This window comes from Oleiphilus sp. HI0066 (assembly GCF_001635725.1).
Genome location: NZ_LWFH01000091.1, coordinates 1 through 23,232, shown reverse-complemented (window position 1 = coordinate 23,232; position 23,232 = coordinate 1). Strand labels below are relative to the sequence as shown.

Here is a 23,232-nt window from a genome sequence, read left to right as displayed (position 1 = left end):
CTTCAAAAGCTTCAGTAAATCTTGATTGGGAGTTAATTGAATAGCTATGTACTTTATCTAGCACAAGAACGCCTACACCATGACGCCTCTCAACGGAACCTTCACTAACAAGCTCATCAACCCCCCGTCTCAAGGTATGACGGTTAACACCCAGTTTTTTTGCAAGTGCAATTTCTGAAGGAAGCGCATCGCCAGCTTGATAATTGTCGGAAATTTCTTTCTTCAACCAAAGCGCAATTTGACGATAAACAGGGACAGAACCTTCACCCCGACTAATCGAATATACAGACATCTAGACATCTCTATGTAATTTTCTCTAAGGTTATTTTTATGCTGTTACAAATCTGTGTCCTTCGCGTGACATTTAAATGACATCTATTTTTGTGTGCTTAAGGAAGAACCACAGTGCTGTCCCCGGGGCACTTAGAGAGATTAGATAATTGCTATTAAGCAAGAAACAGAATCAAGGTTGAATCTTCACTTTTAAGTTTTGAACAAGCTAAGTGAATTTGAGAGATAAAACCTAAGCAAAAGAAAATGTCCCCTTTTTCAAGAAAGGCGATGCTGGTAAATGGCGATATCCAAACTAACTCAAGGTCTCTTAAGCTCTTGAAACAGGCATAGACAAGGGAACTGAACTAAAGTCAGCTTCTGTCTAACTCCATGCATTGCTCTTTAAACAATAGATGATGCGCTTCGCTTAACCTTCGGGCCGACCGTTGGTTGTTCAACGCGCTAAAGCGCTTTTGTGCCGCCTGCGCAGCAATGACGGATTAGAACGAAGCAAAAATCCCGTTGAGCGCGAATGGCAAACTTCGATTATGACTCAATCATTTCCAATGACTTCACCACCTCACGGCAGAATGCAATGACCTCAAAAAACGACTCATAGTCATTGTCTGCAAATTCTAGATGAGCAGAGTTCTTCACAATGACGACATTGGCCTTTTGGTTGACGTAAATAAACTGCCCGTAGATGCCAATCGCATAGAACTCTTGGTCAGCATTTTCTGGAATCCACCATTGATAGCCGTAACCTAAATTGATGTAGGAGTTGTCCCGCTCACCTGGCACAAGATGCGGAGCGTCAGGCGTTACTGAAGCCTTCACCCACGCTTCTGGTATAACCTGCTCATCCTTCCATTTTCCGTTGTTAAGGTAGAGCAATCCAAAGCGCGCGAAGTCACGCGTGCGCATATTCAGCCCGCCGAGTACCATTGGCTCATTTTCATCATCAACAATGTAGTAAGTGCTCGATTCAGGTTCGATTTTCGACCAGAGCTTGTCGTCAAAGTAGTCTGCTATTTCTCTTCCTGTCGCTGCACGCAACACCATTCCTAGTACATGCGTGTCGATGCTGACGTAGTGTAAAAATGTGCCAGGTTCTTTTTCGTTTTTCAGGCTTGCCGCAAAATCATCGAATGATCCGCCTAATGCAAAGGTACGGCCAAAGCGATTAATATCAGAATTGAAGTCGTAATAGTCTTCATTGAAGGCAACACCGCTAGACATTTGCAATACGTCTTTAATCCGAACACCGTCATACCCTGTTCCGACAAGTTCAGGCACATACTCCGTCACGGATTGTTCAATGCTTTTTATGTCACCCTCTTCAACGGCGATACCAAACAGAGCAGACAAGAATGACTTCGCGACAGACCAGGAGATACGATAGTCAGTGTCTTTGGTTCCTTGATAATACTCTTCATATGTCACTGAACCGTCTTTCAACACCAACAACGCTGTCGTGCTCGTGCGCGCTAAATACTCTTCTACGCTCTGCTCGCTCTTGTAAGTAAATGCTATTGGCAATGGTGCTGGCTGACTATCAAACTTAGAGGCATCTGTTGAAGGTTTGATCTCTACCGTTGGCGCGACCTCGCGCATGTTTGAGAAGTTATGAACGATTTTATCGCCATCAAACAGAGTCATCGTGTGGTACAAACGTTCAACTTTGTCGCCTTGGAACACAGCGATCCAACCAATTACAACAAGTAATAGTAGTGCGAGTATTTTTATTATCTTCATTATGAGAGAACCTCATTTTTTTATTTATCATTTGATAAATAAACTACACATCAAAAATAAATATATCAATTGATAAATTTATCTAGGGTATGACATATTAGCCAGACGCTGATGCATTCATACGAATAGAGAACAGTTAAGCAATGGGTAGAAAAAACCGTAGCGAAGAGAAACGTCAAGACATACTCGACGCATTTGAGAACGTTATTTTGCGTGATGGGTTTGCTGGCGCATCGCAGCGAAAAATCGCTGAAGAAGCTGGTGTTAATCAGCCGATTATCCATCATTACTTTTCAGGTGGAGATGAGCTCTTAGATGCTCTATTACAGCGCATTACAGAGCGTTATCGCCAAGCCTTAAATGCATTTATCACCACGAGTGCTCAGAGCGACCAAGATCCTTCACTCGAAGACATTCTAAGCTTTTTGTGTTCTGCTGAATTTCATCAGGTGAGCCTACAGAATGAGGTGATGTTTCGATTAATCGGTCAGACAAAACACACCGATAAAACGACAAATCGCTTGGCCGAGGTTTACCACGAGCTTCTTGCTGAAATTCGTACTTATTTAGAAAAGGCGCAAGTAAACAATACCGAGCAAATCGCCTATACCATCATGTGCATCATCATTGGTCATGACTGGGCAAAAGTTTTAGGCTTTGGCGAACACAGAAACGACATGATGAGCACAACACTCATGTCGCTCGTATCTGAAACTAATGCCGACTACACCAAACGCGCAGAACCAAGTGATCTTGCTGGTGCGTTGTAGTTTTGCAGTTATAAGCAACTAGCTCAACTTCTCATGAGAACACGGTATGCATTTCAATGACATACTGTTTTCCAGCCCACCCTCTTTAAATGTTCTCTTCAGTCCCAATATTCAAATGTGTTCCTAACAACGATGACGAGCCATTTTGAAAACACTCCTTAAGAGAAATCGAAACCGCTTACTTGCTGTACTCACAAGCATCACAATCTTAAGCATGGCGACTGGCTGTTCAGCTCTCGCACACAAACCATATATTCCGATGAATGAATCGGCTCAGTACTACAATTATCTACAACCGAGTTTTTCAGATTATCTTGAGGAAAGTGAGCGTTGGTTACGTGAACACCGCGCCTATATTTCCGAGGATCATGCAAAAGAGCTAGCGATGAATATGCCCTTTGAAGTAAGACCCTCGGCACCTTCAAACAAAGCAATTCTCTTCGTGCATGGTCTTGGCGACTCACCCTATAGCTTTTCAGATTTAGGCAACACTATGGCTGAGCAAGGTTTCTATGTGCAGTCACTTTTGCTTCCCGGGCATGGTAGTAAGCCTGAGGATCTCATGTTGCCTAGCTATGAAGACTGGCAAACGATCGTTGACCATTACGCCGAGCTATTAAAGGGAGAATACGATGAAGTATGGCTAGGCGGTTTTTCAACCGGAGCCAACCTTATTACCATCAACACGATAGAACGCGGCAATGTAGATGGGCTGATTTTAGTTTCACCCGGTTATCAATCACGTGCACCAATACTCGAGAAATTCGCGCCTTTTGTCTCTCTGTTTGTGGATGGCTACAAAACCGAAGAGCAAAATTTAGCACGCTATACCTCGGCACCGATTAACGGTGCGATCGCCTATTCCGAAAGTGCGCAACGTGTGCGTGATCTGCTTGAAGAAAATACCATTTCTGTACCTGCTCTATTAATTATGAGTGAAGCAGATAGCGTGATTGACCCTGAAGAAACACAAGAATTGTTTAGCCAGCATTTCAATCATCCAACTAATCAAACCATTTGGTATGGTGAGTCCCGTTTCGACGAACCAAGTATCTTGTTTGAATCGATGCGTATTGCTGACAAACGTATAAGTACTGGATCGCATATGAGCCCACTATTTGCGCCCTCTAACTTTTACTACGGCGAGCAAGCAGAGAGAACCATGTGTTTGAATAGTATGAGCTTGCGAGATCTTAAGCACTGCAACGATGGCCGCGAAGTATGGTACTCAGCATGGGGCTATACAGAAAAAGGTAAAGTACATGCCCGCTTAACCTACAACCCGTATTATGCTGAGCTGGAATCAACAATTAGCGAAATGGCTGAGTTATAACGCGGTGTAACTGGAGAAAAGGAACGCTCTCGGTAACACCAGCACTGGAGCGTTCATTCATCAAGACGTATTTTTAAGATGAAGTGTTGAAATGGAGTGTTAAGAAAGCTTATCTAGAAGCGCATCAAAAAACTCAGACTGAGAGTTATCTCGGCCTACGGATGTATCAAAACGTTGTTGTAAGTCTTTAAGCAAAGACTCGCCTGTCTGCTCAAGCCCCACTTTTTCACTAAACTCTTGTGCGGTTTTTAGAAGCTTTTCTACGCGCTCAGCATAATCACTGAGCAAAGTTTGAATACCGAGCGGAAGCTGCGGAGCGCGATACTCATCGGGAACAGGCGTATTGAATTGAGCAGCCCGCACATCGGTTTGCTCAATAACAGAAACACTAGAAGACTGGAGATCAACGCTAAATTGAGCGATCTGCGAACTATCGAGTTCCAAAGACAATGCTTGATTAAACGCGCTCGCGATATCGCCCTCAAAAAACGAGTCACTTAAATCAGCGACTTGCTGTAAGAGATCATCCAGTGCAGCCCGCTCATCCTCGTTTAAATCACCATTCACTTGAATAGAAAACGCGCTTGCGGTCGTCGTATCGCTACTAAAACGACTAGCCGATACGCCATTAAATTGAACTGCTGAGAACTGTTCTCGACGTTGGAACAGTTCCTGTGCAGATATTTGAATACGATCACCTTCCTGAGTAGTCAACTCAAACTGAAAACTCGCTTGCGAGCGTTCAAAACTTTTTCGATCCGTTAATGCTGCAAACGAATTGCTCGACAAACTGGTCGGCACGCCCTCATCGGCAGGTTTTAAGCTTTCTTCAATTTGATCAATACGTGTGCCGATCCCTTGTTCCGCTGCGTCGATATTTGAGGACAGCTCTGGGTCTAAACGATCAAGACTTGCGATGTCTTCGCGCGCTAACTGAAAACCTTTTGCAACGCCTTCTCTTGCCTGCGCTATTAGATCTTCTAATTCAGCCTGACTCGCGCCTTCGTTTCGACGCTCAGCAATACGCTGTTCGATAAACCCTGAGACAGTATCCACTACCTTCTGAACGTCAAAGACCTTGTTCCCAGGGTCATTTTCGGGTGATGGTTTTACATCGACATCCAACCCACGCTTCAAGCCCTGAGAGAAAATCGTTGCAGTATCGCTCGGACGCTCTGAAACAAGACCATTATCCGCGCGTACATTCGGTGTTAAGTTATTGAGAAAAGAAACCACGTGTCTCCACCCTACTGAGGTATTGATTACATTTACTATGGTACGTTATCGACCGAAAACTAGGACCCTTTAAGTACAAAAAGTGCAAATTTGTTTCGCTTTATTTCTTCGATCTATTTCGCCCTCTATGTCGTAGCTAAACTTGCGTGAAACTTTTTCACTAACGACTGGTCTACAGGGCACAATAAAAAGGTCTTAAACTATGCAAACACTATTACGCTCCCTTAGTTTCGTCACCCTTCTTACTCTGTTTATATCACCTGCAAATGCCGTGGAACACGTTTATACAGATTTCTTTGGCAAGGCGATTGAAGGCTACGATCCAGTCGCATATTTCTCCCAATCGAAGCCCGTCAAAGGCGAAAGTGAGTTTACGTATGAGTGGAATGGCGCAACCTGGTACTTTGCAAATGCAGAAAACAAACAGCTGTTCATTGATAACCCTGAACAGTTCGCACCACAATATGGTGGCTATTGCGCATGGGCTGTTAGCCAAGGTTACACGGCAAAGATTGATCCTGAAGCTTGGCGCATTCACGAGGGCAAGCTCTACCTAAACTACAACCAGTCAGTGCAATTTACCTGGGCAAAGGACATCCCAGGAAACGTTAGTCGCGCCGATAAGAACTGGCCGAAACTCACATCAAATTAAGCAGAGAGAACTAGTTGATTAAACAAGACAGTGTAATTCGTCTGCCAGAATTTGTAGGTGTTCGATTACTTTAAAACCTACGCATGTTCACTCGATATAAATTCCGTCCACTCATTTGGCTCTGTTTACTCTGTTCGATCTCGCTTCAAGTACAGTCTGACCAGGCTCTTACTTTATTTGTAAAGCCTGACAGCGAACCCAAACAGTTTGCCAATGCTAATGGAATGCCGAGCGGTTACAGCCTAGAAATCGCAGCCGAAGCAATTCGACGAACGAGCTATGAGCCTAACTTAAAAGTGAGACCTTGGGAGCGAGCGCAACAAGAGGCCTTAAAGGGTGATGGCGTATTAACAGGGTTTTCGAAGACACCCTAACGCGAAAATCATTATCTATTCTCGGGCCCAATCTTAATGGATCATGTGCTGCTAGTATCTAGAAAAGATCAGTCTTTCACTTTTACTAGTTACAATGATCCGAAAGGCAAAACACTCGCAATGAGCAGAGGCAGCAATTATTCAGGCAAGTTTGCTCAACAAAAAAATCAGCTCACATTTGTAAAAGATGAAGGGACCTAGCAACGTATTCTTCTGCTTGCATCAGGAAGAGTGGACGCGGCAATATTCTCTAGGGATCGTTATCTGATGAATTACAATGCGAAAAAGCCGGACTTAGTCCTGACGATTTTGAATTTTCTGAGTAGGTCATTTCTCGCGATCCAAACTTTATCGGTATTCCAAGATCATTGAATCATCACGATGCCAAAGAAGTAAAACATGCTCTCGACAAAGCCATTCAATCCATGAGAGAAGACGGCACAATAGACGCAATACTCTCAAAATATTAGACGCAGAATACTCAGTTAGGCAGTGTCTTTTTCATCCTTCTTAGCGTCTTACTCCTCATCACTCTCTTGTTCGATAACAGGATTTTTGATCACCCCTTTTTGCAGTATCAAATTATTCGGATAAGTAATTAATTCTTCGCCTCTACGCATCAACACATGAAACAAAGTGATCTCTTCGATCACACCCCATATTTGATCATCTTTATCCATAATTCGGATCTCATCCCCAACGCGATATGGAAAACCAAAAAAGATAATTAAGCTAGCTGTGATGTTACTGAGTATTGACCACTGCGCGAACAGAGCAACGCCAATGACCGCGAAAACAGAAGACAGGAAGAATGAAATCTGAGAGTACTCAAGCCCCGATACGTTCGCTATAAGAATAAAATAAAACGCAACAATGGCGATGGTAATTGTTTTAGAGATGTAACTGATTCGATAAGGGCTTACCTCTTTGCTCTCGCCGAATTTGTTAATCGCGGCGCTTGAAAAACGAACGCTCATAAACATAGCGAGCAACAACAACGCAATAAAAAACATCACCATAATTTTATTCCCTCAAAATCACACTTCTCAAATGTAGCTTTCGACTTTAGCAATAAAATTAAGTTTCAGTACAGAAAATAAACCGTCTCTACCGTTTCATTTCTAGGATTGTCTATTTCCAAATTGCCATATTTTCTCTCTCGATGCTTTCAGTATTATTTTGCTCACGGTCTTAACCACAAGAAAAATAGCTAAAGAGATTAATAGTGAACAATACAAGCATTAATAACTTGCTCATCAATGGCATTCGCACACCTGTACTTTCGTGTGCGCCTAATGAGTGTGACCACGAAGCAGCCGTTTTATTCCTACATGGCAATCCAGGCTCTTTTAAAGACTGGCAACGCTTTGTACCGCAGGTTGGCGAGTTCTCTCGTGTCGTCGCGCCCGATATGCCAGGCTATGGAAGTGCAGAACGTCCTAAAAAATTCAACTATACCGTTGACGGTTATGCTGAGCATTTGCACGCTCTCATCGTCGAGCTTGGCATAAAGAAAGTTCATCTTGTTCTTCACGATTTTGGTGGCCCTTGGGGCTTACAATTTGCCTGTAACCACCCCGAACTCGTCAAAAGCCTCACCTGTGTGAATACCGGCCCAGCACCTGATTATGTCTGGCATGATTTCGCACAAATTTGGCGTAAACCCATTATTGGCGAGATCTTCCAATTTCTATCTACACATTGGTCTTTGCGCTTCTTTTTGAATAGAGATAATCCCAAACCTCTACCTTTGGAATTCACCAAACTCATGGTGAAAGACATAGATTGGGGTCTAAGCCGCGGCATGTTGAAGCTATACAGGGCAACAGATTTAGCCGTACTTACAAAGAAGCTTGAACGTCAGTTGAAGCAACTAAATGTTCCTGCACTTACGCTTTGGGGTGAAGGAGATAAGTACGTACCAGTCAAACATGCGCAAGCACAAAAGGAATTCTTCAACGCCGAAATACATACCATGCCTAACTGTGGGCACTGGCCTATGATCGACGATCCGGAACTATTTGAAAGTTTGTTGATTCCGTTTTTAAAGAAACAAGTAGGAGCAGAACAAGCTGAACCGCTTTGTGCATAATTTGTACTAATCATATCCTCGATCGATACAATTCAGCGACAAATCTTCACTTGTCGAATGACAGCATATATGAAGCATTAAAAAATGACTAAAATTGTTGTCGATACAAGCGTCGTAATCAGCGCCCTAATCGGAGAAGCAGGACCGAGCCGACAGATTCTAAGAAACTGTTTGACCGGTTCTTTTAGCCCAATGATTATTACCGCGTTATTCTTAGAATATGAGGACGTACATCAGCGCCCTCAGATTGCAGAGCTTTGTCCTCTACAACCAGAGGAAATCAAAGAACTGCTAAGTGCCTTTTATAGCGTATGCTACTGGGTACCAATACATTATTTATGGCGCCCCAATCTGAAAGATGAGAACGACATTTTTTAATTGAACTTGCGGTAGCCAGCAACGCACAGTTTATCGTTATAAATAACATCAAAGATCTAACTGGGGCAGAACTTACTTTCAAAGGCTTTGATGTTGTTAAACCAGAACAACTTCTTAGAGGTAAATAGCATGTCGACATTGACCATATGATTACCAGACGACAAGCATAATCGTCTAAAAGCGCTTGCTGAACACCGAAAAATTAGCATGAACAAGCTAATCGAGGAGCTATCAACTCAAGCACTTGCTGAGTTTGATACAGAAGTGCGCTTCAGCGCCATGGCCGCAACAGGAAAAACAAAGAAAGGGCTAGAGATTCTAGATAAACTGGATGCGCACTTTGGAAGCTAAGATCAATTGGCGCAAGTCAGTAATGAATGAAAAGCGGACATTAGAATTTGGTGTTTCGAACCGGTACGATTTAGTCGAGATTTACAGAGCCCAAATCATCACGATCTAGATAACCTGAAACTAGATTAATATACTCAAACAACTGATTAATTATATTCGACACCCTAATGGATTATTCTAAGTACTCTTACGCGGAGCTTATGCAAGCGCATAGCTCAATTAACAAGGAAAAGTATCCAGAGAACTACGCCAAACTTCTGATAGCGATTGATCAGTTTGAAAAAAGTGACCTTCCTGAACACCAATCGCAAGTCAAGCAATTCAATTTAGTCGTAAATGAAAAACGGAAGCAAAGAGAAAGACTCCCTGTGTCTTGGTACGCAATAATCGCTATAGTTTTTCTATGGCTAGCGCTCGATGCACATATTGATGGATATCATGGGTTGAAACGAGGCGGAGAGATAACGAGAGAAGACGATCCGTTTTGGTTCTATCTATTCGTTGGAATGTATTTAGTCGGAGCCGCCCACTCACTTTTACAAATGTTTGACGCCTTCGACCAAAGACATGAAAAAAAGAAAACATCAAACATTGATGATTCACCATCGGTTGACCCACAAGGGTCAGTTGGAAACGACGAAAAAGCACCACGAGGTTTCTTTGACTCGCTATTACTCGGGCCGGTAGATATTCCTACTGCTGAAAAAATAATCAAAATATCGATTTGTGTATCAGTGTTGATAGCGCTTCTAACAGCTTCATTAGCTGTGATGGAGCTTTACCAAAAAAGTAGTAACCTAAACCTCATATTCGCTTTAAAACACTTTATTTTAATAGATGCTTTTTTACTGCTTGTTCTGACGTTTTTCCTCTACAAGCGCCAACTATGGGCTGCGATTTGTTTGGTCGTATATTTGGTACTTAACGAAGTTATCAAGTATATAGACCTAGATAAGATCCCTTCATTATTCACAGTGCTCAAGATCCTGTTGTTTATTGGTGCTGCTCGTAGTGTTTACTTCATTGGCAAGCATAGGGGCGAGCCGAAGGACGGATCTTCGCAACAAAACAAGTCCGATGCTGATCTGATTTGAATGAAAAGCGGACTTCGACTTGTATTGATCTGAGGATAAAAGGAAATTATGCGCAATGAGTGAAAGTGTTAGCTCACCTAAACCTGCCAATGACCATGGCAAAGTTTGCCCGAAGTGTTACGAGGTTGTTGATTGGAAGGTGATACTCCGTCCTAGACTTCTGCCAAACAGGTTGCGATGCTCCAATTGTGCTTCTTCACTACATTATGAAAATAATTGGCGCTTATCTATTTATTGGAACCTGGTTACATTTCTCATAATTGTTCTTTATGTAGTCGCCATAAAATATGGTCTTCGTCCAGACAGCCCTGTCGCAATGATCTGTATCGGTTCGGGGTTGATTGGCGGTATAAGCGAAATCCTGAATTTATTGTACAAACGTAGGCACTTGACTCTAGTTGCAACCTCTTCAGATTTTTAGTTTTATTAGCACATATAAGCTTAATCTAATGTCCGCTTCTTTTGTAAAAGTTCACCTGAGCACTCTAAATTTCCCACCCGATCCCTAATTCCTCGGCTGCCCGAGTAGCCGAGTCACTTTAACGGGACTAGCATTTAGTAAGGAACAGTATGCAACTCAAGCTTTCAGAACACAGCTCTGGCGAGATATACCACCTTCTCACCCAAACGATCGTGCCGCGCCCTATTGCGTGGGTGCTGACCAAGAATTCAAATAGCGACGAAACCTATAACCTCGCCCCTTTCTCTTTCTTCAACGCATTAACCAGTGCGCCGCCTACCTTAGTTGTTTCAATCGGCAAGAAGCCAAGTGGCGAGAGTAAAGATACGCGTGCCAATCTTGGTGAAGGAGAACACTGTGTGGTGCATATTCCACAGGTCACGCAGATGCAAGAGGTCTCTGATTCAGCCGCAACACTCGATTATGGCGATTCCGAACTAGAGCGTTTGAATCTATCTCTAGAATCATTTGAGGGCTTTCCTCTCCCCCGCATCAAAGAAAGCCCTATTGCCTTTGGTTGCAAGGTCGCGAAAGTCATTGAATGGGGAGAAACACCACAAGCGCTGATTCTCTTAGAGATAGAACAAGCCTTCGTTGATGACAACTACGTCGGTGAAGATGATAAGGGCCGACTAAAAATTGATGCGAAAAATCTAAACCCATTAGCGAGATTGGGTGCGAATGAATACGCGTCGCTTGGAGATGTATTGAGCTTAGCTAGACCGAAGTAAGCTATGAAAACAAACACAAAAAAGCCTCAGTAAACTGAGGCTTTTCGTTCTTTCACTCATTGTTGATCAGACTGACTTTACGCTAGATCAAAACGATCTGCATTCATCACTTTGGTCCATGCCGAAACGAAATCCTGAACAAATTTGTCTTGATTATCGTCTTGAGCGTAAACCTCTGCGTAGCTACGCAGCACTGAGTTCGAGCCAAACACTAAGTCAACACGTGTTGCTGTAAACTTGGTATTCCCTGTCGCGCGCTCAACAATGTCGTACAAATTTTTGCCAGTCGGTTTCCACTGATACTGCATGTCAGTTAAGTTGACAAAGAAGTCGTTCGTTAAAGTGCCTTCTCGTTCAGTAAACACGCCATGCTTTGAACCGCCGTAGTTGGTACCAAGTACACGAAGTCCACCAAGTAACACAGTCATTTCTGGTGCTGTTAGGCCCATCAAGTGAGTGCGGTCTAGCAACAGTTCTTCAGAAGTCGCTGCATAGTCTTCTTTCAACCAGTTTCTGAAACCGTCGTGAATTGGCTCAAGCACTGAGAAAGACTCCGCGTCAGTTTGCTCTGCACTTGCATCACCACGTCCTGCTGTAAATGGCACTTCGATGTTTTGACCAGCGGCTTTTGCAGCTTGCTCAACCCCCACACCACCAGCAAGTACGATCACGTCAGCAACACTCGCATTGGCAGCCTGCGCTATTGGTTCAAGCACTGAAAGAACACGTTGCAAGCGCTCTGGCTCGTTACCCGCCCAACTAGCCATTGGTTCAAGACGAATACGCGCACCATTTGCACCACCTCGGAAGTCAGAGCCGCGGAATGTACGTGCACTATCCCATGCGGTGGTAACTAGGTCTGACACACTCAAACCACTTTCAGCAATTTTTACTTTCACAGCAGCTACATCAAAATCGCTATTTCCTGCAGGTGTTGGGTCTTGCCAAATCAAATCTTCCACAGGAACTTCAGGACCAATGTAACGCCTTTTAGGCCCCATATCGCGGTGCGTTAACTTGAACCAAGCACGCGCAAATACTTCTGAAAAATACTCAGGGTCATTGTAAAAACGCTCTGAGATTTTGCGGTACTCTGGGTCTACTTTCATAGCCATATCGGCATCGGTCATCACAACACGGGTTGGATCAGCTTGATCATCAATCGCAGCAGGGCGATGCTCATCTTTCAAGTCGACCGGCTCCCACTGCCATGCACCAGCTGGGCTCTTCTTAAGTTCCCACTCGTAGTTCAATAGCAAGTCAAAGTAACCGTTATCCCACTGCGTTGGGTTTGTGGTCCATGCACCTTCAACACCACTTGTTACCGTATCGCGGCCTGTTCCTGCTTTGGTCTTATTCATCCAACCAAAACCTTGGTTTTCGATTTCAGCACCTTCTGGTTCTGGGCCAAGCTCACCTGCATCGCCGTTACCGTGTGCTTTACCAACGGTGTGGCCACCAGCTGTGAGCGCGACTGTCTCTTCGTCATCCATCGCCATGCGTTTGAAGGTATCGCGCACATCTCGCGCTGTTTTAAGCGGATCAGGGTTACCATCGACACCTTCTGGATTTACATAGATCAAACCCATCATGACTGCCGCTAATGGGTTCGCGAGTTCACGATCACCTGAGTAACGGCTATCTGGATTATCAGAAGGCGCTAACCATTCTTTCTCACTACCCCAATAAATATCTTTTGGTGGCTCCCAGATGTCTTCGCGGCCAAAACCAAATCCGAAGGTTTTCAAGCCCATTGATTCATAAGCAACCGTACCGGCATATGCGAGTAAGTCAGCCCAACTCAATTTATTTCCGTATTTCTTTTTGATCGGCCAAAGCAAACGACGTGCTTTGTCTAAGTTTCCGTTATCGGGCCATGAGTTTAACGGCGCGAATCGTTGATCACCTGAGCCCGCACCGCCACGGCCATCAGCCTCTCGGTATGTACCAGCAGCGTGCCAAGACAAACGAATCATCAAACCGCCATAGTGTCCCCAATCTGCTGGCCACCAATCTTGGCTATCGGTCATTAAATTGATGAGATCTTGTTTTAGGGCAGCGAAATCAAGTTTGGCGACTTCGCTCTTATAGTCGAAGGCTTCTCCAAGAGGGTTCGTTTTAGAATCGTGTTGATGAAGAATGTCCAAGTTCAGTGACTTCGGCCACCAGCTTGGTTCAGTTGTTTCTTTGCGGGTTGCTCCGCCGTGCATTACTGGGCATTTACCACTAGACATATCATCGTCCTCTTATGAAACCTTCAATAAATTGGTGCCTTGGTGAATTTCACCAGAGCATGGGTTCATTATTGGCAGCAAAATAAAATCAGTAAAACTGAATAACACAATTTATTAATTCAATTTTTTTGAACAGCACTTATCAGGCAGCAATATACTCCATTTAAAATTCGTTGTTGGTATTTCAAGCACCAACCTTAAGTCCCTTTCAGTAGGGAATCATCTCCCCTATTACGAACAAAAATGCGAACAGAATTTATAAAGCAGAAACACTAGTCTGCGGTGCAGTGAATGCAAGTTATAAGTATGCCAATTAAGTGCGTTGAATCGCTAGCCAAAGCGACCAGCGATATAATCGGCAGTGGTAGGATGGGTTGGACTCTCAAATACCTCGTGCGTATGACCAAACATCATGAGTTCACCAAGATGGAAGTGTGCCGTTTGATCAGCAACCCTCTTTGCTTGCTGCATATTGTGCGTCACAATCACTATGGTGTAATACTTTTTAAGATCGAGCATCAACGCTTCAATGCGTTGCGTGGATATCGGATCAAGCGCCGACGTAGGCTCGTCCATCAATATCACATCAGGCTGAACAGCAATGGCCCGCGCAATACATAAACGTTGTTGTTGCCCTCCGGACAGACTTGTACCAGGAGAATGCAATTTGTCTTTTACCTCGTCCCATAAACCCGCAGACCTGAGAGACTTTTCAACCAAACGATCACAGTCTTCGCCTTTCTTAACTTGCTGATGTTTTAAGGGCGCATAAGCGACATTATCGTAGATGGATTTAGGAAATGGATTTGGTTGCTGGAATACCATTCCAATATGTTTGCGAACCGCGACTTCGTCCACATCATTGTCATAAACGTTTTTGCCATCCACTGAGACAACACCATCCACTTTTACGATATCAATCAAATCATTCATTCGATTTAAACACCGCAGAAATGTGGATTTCCCGCAGCCTGAGGGGCCAATCAAGGCAGTGATATTGTTTTCTTTGAGCTCAACGCTGATATTCTTCAGCGCGTGATGATCCCCATAATGCAAATTCAAATCTTGCACAGAGATCTTGGTGCGCGAGGCATCAGAGTTACCACTTAACTTCATATTTTCTTCTCAAGTAAATCGCTAACGAATTCAATAGAACGATGATCGATAAGATCACGACAATTCCGGCGGCCGTTTTTTCAACATATGCCCGCTCTGGCATACCTGCCCAAGTAAATATCTGTGCTGGCAACACTGTTGCAGCCTCCATAATTGAACTCGGGGAATCGGGGATAAAGGCAATCATGCCAATAATGATCAACGGTGCAGTTTCACCCATGGCCTGCGCAAGTCCAATGATACTGCCGGTTAATATACCCGGCAGGGCAATGGGCAATACGTGGTCTTTCACGACTTCTTGTTTAGTCAAACCAAGCCCTAAACCTGCCTGACGAATCGATTCGGGCACGCTGCGTAACGCTGCTCGAGAACTCACGATGATAATCGGTAATGTCATTAGTGCGAGCGTAATCCCGCCAACTAATGGGGAGCTTCGAGGCAAGCCAAAAAGATTTATAAATACCGATAAACCGAGCAAGCCAAATAAAATAGATGGAATCGCGGCAAGGTTATTGATGTTCACTTCAACAAAGCGCGTAAACATGTTGTCAGAAGCAAATTCTTCCAAGTAAATCGCCGTCATCACACCAATAGGAAAAGCCAAGGCCATAGTCACTACCAAGGTCAATATCGAGCCGATAATTGCGGATTGAATACCCGCATATTCCGGGCTCTTTGAGTCCCCTCGGCTAAAGAAAATACTGTTCCAACGCTGCTCAACTCGTCCTTGCTCACGCAAAGCATCGATCGTCGTAAGATGTTTTTTCTTGATGTTGTGATGGTGGCCTTTGATGTACTGATCAACTTGATCATCAGCCAAGACCCAAACCCGCTCAGTTTTCCCCAACAAACTCGGATTTTGTTTTATTTGTTCGGGAATGGTGCGCAACCACGCTCGGCTCACAATCGTGCGATAGGTCTTATCAATCGCTTTACGATAAGATTTAGCTGCGTGTTCAGAGTATGTAATATCCACTAACACGTATGTTTGTTTGGCAGCTGGCAGCGCCGTGCGCCCAATATCAAATAAAAAGAACGCCAAAAACGACATGGTAAAGGCAATGCAACCCACCATAAGCGCTTTAAACAACTGAGCTTTTCGTGCGCGTTTGGCTAAGCGCTTGTCATGAAAACAGTGCTCTTTGGCTGATTCAGCTTGTTCATGCGCCACATATGACGCTTGCTTCATGCTTATACTCATAAACGATTAATCTTGTATTTGGCTTTGAACTTACGAATCTGCCGTACCGAAATCATATTCAGAAGTAAGGTAATCACGAACAAAACTAAACCTAAGGCAAATGCAGAAAGTGTTTGGGGAGAATCGAATGCATGGTCACCCACAAGCGCATCGACAATACGCACTGTGACCGTGGTCATATCCTCTAAAGGATTCCAAGATAGGTTTGGCCTCAAGCCTGCAGCCATGACAACAATCATGGTTTCACCCACGGCTTTAGCGAAACCAAGTAAACACGCAGAAATAATGCCTGGCATAGCTGACGGCACAACAATATCGCGAATCATTTCTGCCTGATTCATGCCTAAACCATAGGCCGCATTGCGCTGACTAGCCGGAACAGCGCACAGAACGTCATCACACAAAGATGAAATGATTGGAACGATCATCACACCCATGATTACACCGCTCGCTAAAGCGCTGTTATACGCTGCCTCAATGCCTAAAGCATCACTCAATGAAACAATCGCTGGGGCTACAGTGAGCGCCGCAAAAAATCCGTAAACAACCGTAGGAATGCCTGCTAGAACTTCTAGAATAGGCTTTAATGACTTACGTAAAGACGGTGATGCGTACTCGCTTAAAAAAATCGCATTACCTAAGCCCACAGGGATCGAGACTGCTAAAGCAATTCCCGTAATCATAAATGTGCCTGCAAAAATTGGCACTGCACCAAAGGTGCTATCGGAATGGCTCATATGCCACTCCAAACCTGTTAAAAAATACCAAAGACTTTCTAACTGAAAAAATTCTATCGCCTGTAATAGGATGGAAAATAATATGCCAATTGTGGTCACAATGGCGATGGCAGAGGCGCTTGCCAATAAAGCATTTACGGCGGCTTCTTTGCGCGCGCGATTCTTATTTTGAGACTGGATCTCAAACACCTGTCTACTCACTTATTACTGTTACTTGAATCGGTTTTAATAGAGCATTGCTCAAACAAAAAAGAGCCCGCACGAGGTACGGGCTCCCTGGGAGAAGCAAAGTAGGAGGGAGATTCCCACTTTGCCCATCCTGGACTAGTCGGTATTAGTTAGCCCAAGAAGCGTCGTACTCAGTGATAGACAATGTAGTGTCGTCATCCTGAAGCACTGCAGTGCCGGTAAACTGCGCAGCTGAACCTGTTGAGAAAATTGCAGTTGAATTCGCTTTATTCTTAACAGCTAGACCATTCGCAGTTACTGAAGCACCTGTAGGCAAACCAGTATCACTTACACGAATAGCTTCAACGCTTGTGTCAGAAGAGCTTTCAACAGTGATTTGAACACCATCGAATACGTAATCTGTACCTTCGCGCAAACGCACTGCTCGCCCTACAGATTTCAACACTGCGTTAGTAAGCGTTGGTTTAGCGCGTGGAGTACCCGTCGCAGACGTATCAAAGCTATCCGCTTCGATCACACGTGAACCAACTTCGTCGTCCACAATGTTCTGCTCTGCATACACGTTTGAAAGCGTACCGATATAACCTTGGTCAGTATCGATTGAGTCATCACCAGCGTTGTAGATGTACAAACCGTCAACACTCACCGTACCGCCCCAAAGTTCGATACCATCATCTGCTGAACCGATAATCGCGATGTTGTTAATCGTTGTACCAGAACCAACAGATGCTAGAGAAAGACCGTTCAACTCTTTGTCTTTTTCTACTTCGTAACCTGAGTACTTGATAGCAACATAAGTCAATGTACCACTATCGTCTGCCGCAATTGTTACGCCGCCATCAGGACCATACTTCTGTGTGCCGGCTTCGTAAGTACGCTCGCCTTTGTTGTTGGTTGATTGACCAAGAATCGTCAAACCACCCCATTGGCCTTGCTCGTCACCGCTGTTCAAACCAGCAATATCTTGCGCCGAAGTGAAGATAATTGGATTCGCTTCTGTACCCGCAGCATTGATGGTTGCGCCACGGTTGATCGCCAAGTAAGAGTTACCTGTTGCACCGAACAAAGTTGTACCTGGCTCAATGGTCAGTTCCGCGCCATTAGTCACGTTCACTTCACCGGTAATCGCATAAAGGTTGCCACTAGTTAGCGTACGATCTGTTGTAATGTCTCCAGAAAGAACCACAACAGGCTTGTCATTTACAACTTCAAGTGCCCATTCGAAGATGCTTAGGTCTACGCCTGCAACAGTATTGTCAGCGTCTACTTCTGTGGCAAACGCAACATCTGACGAATCTAAGTAATTCTCATCGACCATATCGCCAGACACACCAACCACTTCTTTCACATTGCTCAATGCGCGGAAAGTGTTCAGGGTATCTGTGTCGCGGTAAATACCTAGACCTGAAGTGATGACACCATCTGCACCAATTGAGCCTGTGTCAGTCTTATTGATCACCAATTCAACCGCATCATTTTTGATACCAAGACCACCAGCAGCAACTTCAATTTGGTCGCCTGTAATGGTGTTATCGCTAATACGGATTGCAGCGATGTCTTTCAAGTAATCAACATCAGCCGGATCAGCTGAACTAGATTTGACGTTAATCTGGACGTTATCGAAAACGTAACCCGTGCCTTCACGTAGGCGAACTGCGCGGCCGATTGTGTCGAGCGTTGCGTTCTTAAGGGTTGGTTTCGCTTGTGGCGTACCTACCTCTGCCGTATCGAAACTATCTGCTTCAATACCACGTGAATCTGTTTCATCATCAACAACAACCTGCTGAACATAAACGTTTTCGATTGTACCGATATAACCTTGGTCAGTATCGATAGAGTCGTCGCCTGCGTTGTAAATATACAAACCATTCACATCGACTGTGCCGCCCCACAACTCGATACCGTCATCTGCTGAACCGATGATGGCAATATTCTCAATGGTCGTACCAGAACCCACTGATGCTAGAGAAAGGCCATTGAGCTCCTTGTCTTTTTCAACTTCAAAACCTGAGTATTTGATAACGACATACTTCAACACGCCGCTATTGTCGCTAGGATTCGCAACGCCATTGATTGGGCCATATTTTTGAGTCCCTGCTTCGTATGTACGCTCACCTTTGTTATTTTCAGATGAGCCAAGAATGGTTAAACCACCCCATTGGCCTTGATCGTTCTGGCTCGCAGTGCCTGCAACATCCTGCGCTGAAGTAAAGATGATAGGGTTATCTGCAGTTCCTTCTGCGTTAATCGTCGCACCACGATTAATCGCTAAATAAGATGCTCCCGTTGCACCATACAAAGTAGTGCCAGCAGGAATAGTGAGCGTCGTGCCGTCTAGGAAGTTTACTTCGCCATCAATTCGGTATGTTTGACCCGCAATTAATGTTACGTCTTCTGAGAAGTCACCTTTCAGTTCAAGATTTGCAGATACATACGCATCGGTACCAACTGCTGGGCCAGTAGAGCCAGCACTGCTACCGCCACCGCCACCACCGCCACATGCAGTTAGGCCTAAAGCAGATACGAGTACTGAAGCACTTACTGCCGATTTGATCATTGGTATTTTTTTCATGATTTTTCCCAATTCATTGTTGTTTAGAATCAAGAAAAAGAATAGAAACGCAAAATGACAAGTTAGTGACACATTTGCTTCAATTTAATGAAAGATAGCCACACGTTTGAAACATTTATGAAATAAAAAAGCCCAGCGAATGCTGGGCTAGGCAATACGAAAGATTTCTGAAAATCTAATGAGAGCTAGCTTGCAAGAGCTCTAACGATAAAGGCTTCGCAGACTCTGCTGCGGCTTTATTCGCCTCAAGTAATAATTCTGACATTGGAATCAATCCAATCTCCATCAATAAACCATCCTCACCAATTATGTCTTCATTCAAGAACATATCGATATATTCCTGCATTGCCGGAACATTTTCTAAATGATCGTTCTTCATGTAAAAAAATAAACTACGTGCAATGGGGTAAGATTTATCAGCAATGGTCTCCGAAGATGGCGATATTTGATCAATACTGACTCCTGAAATCGCATCTTCATTTTCAGTCAAAAAGCTGTAACCGAATATGCCCAAAGCAGCTGTATCCTTCGTCAGTTTTTTCACAATAAGATTGTCGTTCTCACCACTTGGAATATATACGCCATCGGATCGAATAATGCGATACCCTTTACGGCCGGCGTCTCTATACACCTTCATTTGCTCAGTTTGGTACTGCATTACAATCTCTTCAAAAGCATCTCGTGTTCCTGAACTGATTGGTGGACCATAAACGCTAATTTTTCTTTTAGGCAATGCAGGGTTGATTTGATTCCAGTGCGTGTAAGGGTTCTCAATTAAATCACTTCCGTCCTCGTTTGGAACCAGCTTCGCTACAGCAAGAAGCAAGTCGCGCTTAGTAATATCCATCTCAGCATTTGTATTGGATTGCGCTAGGACAATTCCGTCATAACCAAACATCACTTCAGTAATGTTATCAACGCCATTACGTTGGCACAGCTCAAGCTCTTTAATTTTTATACGGCGACTCGCGTTGGTAATATCTGGGGTATCCAAACCATTACCTGAACAGAACAATTTCATACCGCCACCAGTTCCGGTCGACTCGACAACCGGCGTTGGAAATCGCGAAACGCTGCCAAACTCTTCAGCAACAAAGCTTGCGAAAGGATAAACTGTTGAACTACCCACGACACGCACCTGATCTCGCGCGTGCGTTGTACCAGAGATAGTAAACAATACACACAATATGAATAAGTTCTTCATCTAATTAACCTACTTAAGTATCTAAACGCTACGATTGTTCGGAGCCTGCGCTCTCAATAATGACTTGTTTTTCTAGCTGCCCATTTTTATAAAGTTGTATGGCAGTTTTGTTACTGTCGTAACGCAATTCCAACGCTTGCGTGTCATCAACATTTGTCGACTTAAAAAACGGACTGATGCCAAGTAAAGCACTGCTACGAATCGGCTCAAACTGCCCTGCATATTTACGATTCTTTTTCAGCACAGACAAACACTCTTCACCGTACACAGTGCGAATAAATGTCATCCCTTTCGAACACTGTTTGTTCAGAGGTTCATCAACTTCGAACACATCACTAAACTCTGTTTTTTTGAGCTTAAACTTCATTTTCAATGCGCTGCTCTGACCGAGCTCAGTCGAGACGCCACGATCGTCAACAACATAGAGAGTACCTTTTGCGAAGCTCTGGGGTTGATCCGCTTTGAATAAGTACAAATTGCCCGAATACCGCGCATCAAAAAAATAGAATTCCTGCCCACCTGACATGGCTAATAAATGCGATGCAAATAAGCGACCGGCCACGAAGTTTTTAATCGCCTTATTGGTGCCATATTCATCTAGAACAACGATTTCATTAAGCCAACCATAGTTGTATGGCTTATGAAGATCTGATTGCCCTTTGAAATAGTCCACATACAGGGATTTGTGATCCGATGATTTTGCATCAATCAACTGATGTTCAGTAAATAGCACCGAAGACCACTCGGTTTTTGTTGCGGCTCCAATAGAAGACACACCATTCACATCACCAAAATCAATGGCTTGAGTATTCACTGTAAGGCCATCATCAAGTCTCGACAAATATGCGCCTCCAAATAAGTGATCAAACAACGACACCTGAAACACTTGCTCTTTTATATCCACCTCAAACGTCGCTAAGGGGTTTGGATATATCAGCGCACTGTCATCAACCAGTAATGGATCACCTGACACATCGTGCGCGAGGCCAAAGATGTGCTGACCAATCACCTTGCCGCTTTGGAGTTGCCCCTTTTCAGGATTATCGGTCTCTTGAGCAAAGAGATTCTGAGCCAACAAAAAAGATAGGAGTGATACGCCTAAAGCGATATTAAGAGGGAATTTACGAATCATGGCTTTTGCTCCTTAATACTTCATCGAGAAGCCCAGTTCGATTTCTCGACCTGGCTTGCGACGTTCAACAATTTCACCGCCCTGAACTTTTTCTACTTCACTGTCGAGCAAGTTTTTGAGTTTGAACGAAACACCATAACCAATACGTTTCTCTTGATCGTCGTAGGTGTCATTCAAGCCCCACTTCACAACGAAATCTAGGCGATGAAATGGCTGTTCATAAACGTCCGGCGTACCGTTAATACCAAGCGCAGTGATGCGCTCACCATAGACGTTGTATAAAAACAAGGCGCTTCGACGCGTAAAGAAATTGTCGTAACCAAACTTTAAGTTCGCCACATAAGGTGACTGCCCTTGCATCGGACGAGAGGTACTAGTTAAACCATTTGAGGCTACATCTGCGGCATTAAGACTCACTTCAGACTCAATGTGTGTGTAATTACCTTCGACAAAATAGTTTTCAAAACTCGGGAACAGTTTGTCTAAATTTTTTCTAAAGCCAAATTCCAGCCCAATACTGTCAGCGCCCTCGGCGTTAGCATAAGTGATTTCAATATCTTCATCGGGGCGAGAACGAACAGTCTCAATCGGATTGGTGAATTGTTTCGAAAAAACACCTAACGAAATGGTTTCGTTGTAACTAGGGAACCACTCATATTTGAAATCAAAATTACTGATTGTCGTGTATTTAAGATCAGGATTACCTCTAACGATGTAATCTGTCTGAGGATCTTTATAACGCGTTGGACTGAACTCCCTAAAGTCAGGACGAGACAGTGTTTCACTCATACCAAATCGGAATTGATGCTCATCAGACAAACGGTATGTTAAGCCTAAAAAAGGCAGTACATCGGATGTTTCAAGAGTATAAGTTTGACGCGCCGTTGGCTGAATGCCGACAACCAACTCTTGAGTAGAATCTTCCTGACGAGCACCGAAAAACACATCTAGTTTGTTTGACACTTTAACTAACCAATTCGCATACACAGCGCTTAAATCTTGTTCTGCCTCGTAAGCATCGTCCTGTCGATAGTTACTCGTGATGTTGAGCAAGGTAGTGTCTGCATTAGCTTGACTCAAAATTTCATCAATCTCACGCGAATCCTCAGCGACAGGTTGGTAACCAAATTTAAAGCGACGGTTATCCAGACTACGCTCCTTGTTCAATTGATAAAAACCAAGATCTAACTCTGTACTTCGATCAAGTAAAGTAAATGGAATAGCTAGATCAAGACGATAGTTGTCGACAGTGTCTTCTAGATCAGAGTATTGATAGAACATCTTATTTTTATCGATCACCAAACCTGAGCCACTCGCGGCATCTTTATACACATACTCAAATGTGCCT

20 protein-coding genes are annotated in these 23,232 nt (G+C 43.9%); 8 read left to right on the top strand and 12 right to left on the bottom strand.

The window, feature by feature from the left end; all coding sequences use genetic code 11:
* Both A3738_RS01460 and A3738_RS01455 read right to left on the bottom strand, forming a co-directional pair.
* Positions 1-292, bottom strand: a 292-nt coding sequence (locus tag A3738_RS01460; protein ID WP_156503875.1) for a GntR family transcriptional regulator, incomplete at its 3' end; no start/stop codon positions are given.
* Between the two features lie 527 nt (positions 293-819).
* Positions 820-2,028, bottom strand: coding sequence for a serine hydrolase (locus A3738_RS01455; protein ID WP_068478387.1), 1,209 nt, complete (start codon positions 2,026-2,028; stop codon positions 820-822).
* Between the two features lie 143 nt (positions 2,029-2,171).
* On the opposite strand from A3738_RS01455, the gene A3738_RS01450 reads away from it, so the two are divergent.
* Positions 2,172-2,798 carry a TetR/AcrR family transcriptional regulator gene (locus A3738_RS01450; protein WP_068481067.1) on the top strand — a complete coding sequence of 209 codons (627 nt, stop codon included), beginning with the start codon at positions 2,172-2,174 and terminating at the stop codon, positions 2,796-2,798.
* 145 nt (positions 2,799-2,943) lie between these two features.
* Positions 2,944-4,131 (top strand): carboxylesterase, encoded by a 1,188-nt coding sequence (locus A3738_RS01445; protein ID WP_197471981.1) that lies wholly within the window; start codon positions 2,944-2,946, stop codon positions 4,129-4,131.
* Between the two features lie 99 nt (positions 4,132-4,230).
* On the opposite strand, the gene A3738_RS01440 is transcribed toward A3738_RS01445, so the two are convergent.
* Positions 4,231-5,367 carry a DUF5610 domain-containing protein gene (locus tag A3738_RS01440; RefSeq protein ID WP_068500149.1) on the bottom strand — a complete coding sequence of 379 codons (1,137 nt, stop codon included), beginning with the start codon at positions 5,365-5,367 and terminating at the stop codon, positions 4,231-4,233.
* A gap of 202 nt (positions 5,368-5,569) precedes the next feature.
* Between A3738_RS01440 and A3738_RS01435 the strand changes: the two genes are divergently transcribed.
* Positions 5,570-6,019, top strand: coding sequence for a YHS domain-containing (seleno)protein (locus A3738_RS01435; RefSeq protein WP_068500152.1), 450 nt, complete (start codon positions 5,570-5,572; stop codon positions 6,017-6,019).
* An 892-nt stretch (positions 6,020-6,911) separates the two neighbouring features.
* Here A3738_RS01435 and A3738_RS01425 read toward each other — a convergent pair.
* The gene (locus tag A3738_RS01425; protein ID WP_068500202.1) at positions 6,912-7,412 is read right to left on the bottom strand and encodes a mechanosensitive ion channel domain-containing protein; all 501 of its coding nucleotides are present in this window, start codon (positions 7,410-7,412) and stop codon (positions 6,912-6,914) included.
* 206 nt (positions 7,413-7,618) lie between these two features.
* On the opposite strand from A3738_RS01425, the gene A3738_RS01420 reads away from it, so the two are divergent.
* The 5 genes from A3738_RS01420 to A3738_RS01400 all read left to right on the top strand — a co-directional run bounded on the left by A3738_RS01420 (position 7,619) and on the right by A3738_RS01400 (position 11,499).
* Positions 7,619-8,485, top strand: a complete 867-nt coding sequence (locus tag A3738_RS01420; protein ID WP_197469213.1) for an alpha/beta fold hydrolase — start codon at positions 7,619-7,621, stop codon at positions 8,483-8,485.
* Between the two features lie 84 nt (positions 8,486-8,569).
* Positions 8,570-8,863 carry a putative toxin-antitoxin system toxin component, PIN family gene (locus A3738_RS01415; protein ID WP_197471982.1) on the top strand — a complete coding sequence of 98 codons (294 nt, stop codon included), beginning with the start codon at positions 8,570-8,572 and terminating at the stop codon, positions 8,861-8,863.
* 207 nt (positions 8,864-9,070) lie between these two features.
* A complete protein-coding gene (locus A3738_RS30370) occupies positions 9,071-9,214 on the top strand; it encodes a hypothetical protein (protein WP_197469212.1) in 144 nt (47 codons plus the stop codon).
* A 167-nt stretch (positions 9,215-9,381) separates the two neighbouring features.
* Entirely contained in the window at positions 9,382-10,308 is a 927-nt protein-coding gene (locus tag A3738_RS01405) for a hypothetical protein (protein ID WP_068481045.1), read from the top strand.
* Positions 10,309-10,878: 570 nt separating this feature from the next.
* A complete protein-coding gene (locus A3738_RS01400; RefSeq protein ID WP_068479319.1) occupies positions 10,879-11,499 on the top strand; it encodes a flavin reductase family protein in 621 nt (206 codons plus the stop codon).
* Between the two features lie 77 nt (positions 11,500-11,576).
* Here the strand turns inward: A3738_RS01400 and katG are convergent, their stop codons facing one another.
* The 8 genes from katG to A3738_RS01360 all read right to left on the bottom strand — a co-directional run.
* Positions 11,577-13,733 (bottom strand): catalase/peroxidase HPI, encoded by a 2,157-nt coding sequence (katG, locus tag A3738_RS01395; RefSeq protein WP_068481041.1) that lies wholly within the window; start codon positions 13,731-13,733, stop codon positions 11,577-11,579.
* Positions 13,734-14,063: 330 nt separating this feature from the next.
* Positions 14,064-14,849 carry a phosphate ABC transporter ATP-binding protein PstB gene (pstB, locus tag A3738_RS01390; protein ID WP_068481038.1) on the bottom strand — a complete coding sequence of 262 codons (786 nt, stop codon included), beginning with the start codon at positions 14,847-14,849 and terminating at the stop codon, positions 14,064-14,066.
* Positions 14,833-16,038 carry a phosphate ABC transporter permease PstA gene (pstA, locus tag A3738_RS01385; RefSeq protein WP_082869088.1) on the bottom strand — a complete coding sequence of 402 codons (1,206 nt, stop codon included), beginning with the start codon at positions 16,036-16,038 and terminating at the stop codon, positions 14,833-14,835. The genes pstB and pstA overlap by 17 nt, the downstream gene beginning before the upstream one ends.
* Positions 16,039-16,046: 8 nt before the next feature.
* Entirely contained in the window at positions 16,047-16,886 is an 840-nt protein-coding gene (pstC, locus tag A3738_RS01380; protein WP_231876493.1) for a phosphate ABC transporter permease subunit PstC, read from the bottom strand.
* 235 nt (positions 16,887-17,121) lie between these two features.
* Positions 17,122-19,548 carry a hypothetical protein gene (locus A3738_RS01375; RefSeq protein ID WP_068503211.1) on the bottom strand — a complete coding sequence of 809 codons (2,427 nt, stop codon included), beginning with the start codon at positions 19,546-19,548 and terminating at the stop codon, positions 17,122-17,124.
* 175 nt (positions 19,549-19,723) lie between these two features.
* The gene (locus A3738_RS01370) at positions 19,724-20,752 is read right to left on the bottom strand and encodes a substrate-binding domain-containing protein (RefSeq protein ID WP_068481032.1); all 1,029 of its coding nucleotides are present in this window, start codon (positions 20,750-20,752) and stop codon (positions 19,724-19,726) included.
* 28 nt (positions 20,753-20,780) lie between these two features.
* On the bottom strand, positions 20,781-21,884 hold the full coding sequence (locus tag A3738_RS01365; RefSeq protein ID WP_068481029.1) for a hypothetical protein: 1,104 nt from the start codon (positions 21,882-21,884) through the stop codon (positions 20,781-20,783).
* A gap of 12 nt (positions 21,885-21,896) precedes the next feature.
* Positions 21,897-23,232, bottom strand: a 1,336-nt coding sequence (locus A3738_RS01360) for a TonB-dependent receptor domain-containing protein (RefSeq protein WP_156503874.1), incomplete at its 5' end; no start/stop codon positions are given.

Excerpts from the sequence above, each read along its gene's own strand:
- A3738_RS01455 (WP_068478387.1), bottom strand. The coding sequence starts at position 2,028 with ATGAAGATAATAAAAATACTCGCACTACTATTACTTGTTGTAATTGGT.
- A3738_RS01450 (WP_068481067.1), top strand. The coding sequence starts at position 2,172 with ATGGGTAGAAAAAACCGTAGCGAAGAGAAACGTCAAGACATACTCGAC.
- A3738_RS01435 (WP_068500152.1), top strand. The coding sequence starts at position 5,570 with ATGCAAACACTATTACGCTCCCTTAGTTTCGTCACCCTTCTTACTCTG.
- A3738_RS01425 (WP_068500202.1), bottom strand. The coding sequence starts at position 7,412 with ATGGTGATGTTTTTTATTGCGTTGTTGTTGCTCGCTATGTTTATGAGC.
- A3738_RS01415 (WP_197471982.1), top strand. The coding sequence starts at position 8,570 with ATGACTAAAATTGTTGTCGATACAAGCGTCGTAATCAGCGCCCTAATC.
- A3738_RS30370 (WP_197469212.1), top strand. The coding sequence starts at position 9,071 with ATGAACAAGCTAATCGAGGAGCTATCAACTCAAGCACTTGCTGAGTTT.
- A3738_RS01405 (WP_068481045.1), top strand. The coding sequence starts at position 9,382 with ATGGATTATTCTAAGTACTCTTACGCGGAGCTTATGCAAGCGCATAGC.
- A3738_RS01400 (WP_068479319.1), top strand. The coding sequence starts at position 10,879 with ATGCAACTCAAGCTTTCAGAACACAGCTCTGGCGAGATATACCACCTT.
- katG (WP_068481041.1), bottom strand. The coding sequence starts at position 13,733 with ATGTCTAGTGGTAAATGCCCAGTAATGCACGGCGGAGCAACCCGCAAA.
- pstB (WP_068481038.1), bottom strand. The coding sequence starts at position 14,849 with ATGAAGTTAAGTGGTAACTCTGATGCCTCGCGCACCAAGATCTCTGTG.
- pstA (WP_082869088.1), bottom strand. The coding sequence starts at position 16,038 with ATGAAGCAAGCGTCATATGTGGCGCATGAACAAGCTGAATCAGCCAAA.
- A3738_RS01375 (WP_068503211.1), bottom strand. The coding sequence starts at position 19,548 with ATGAAAAAAATACCAATGATCAAATCGGCAGTAAGTGCTTCAGTACTC.
- A3738_RS01370 (WP_068481032.1), bottom strand. The coding sequence starts at position 20,752 with ATGAAGAACTTATTCATATTGTGTGTATTGTTTACTATCTCTGGTACA.
- A3738_RS01365 (WP_068481029.1), bottom strand. The coding sequence starts at position 21,884 with ATGATTCGTAAATTCCCTCTTAATATCGCTTTAGGCGTATCACTCCTA.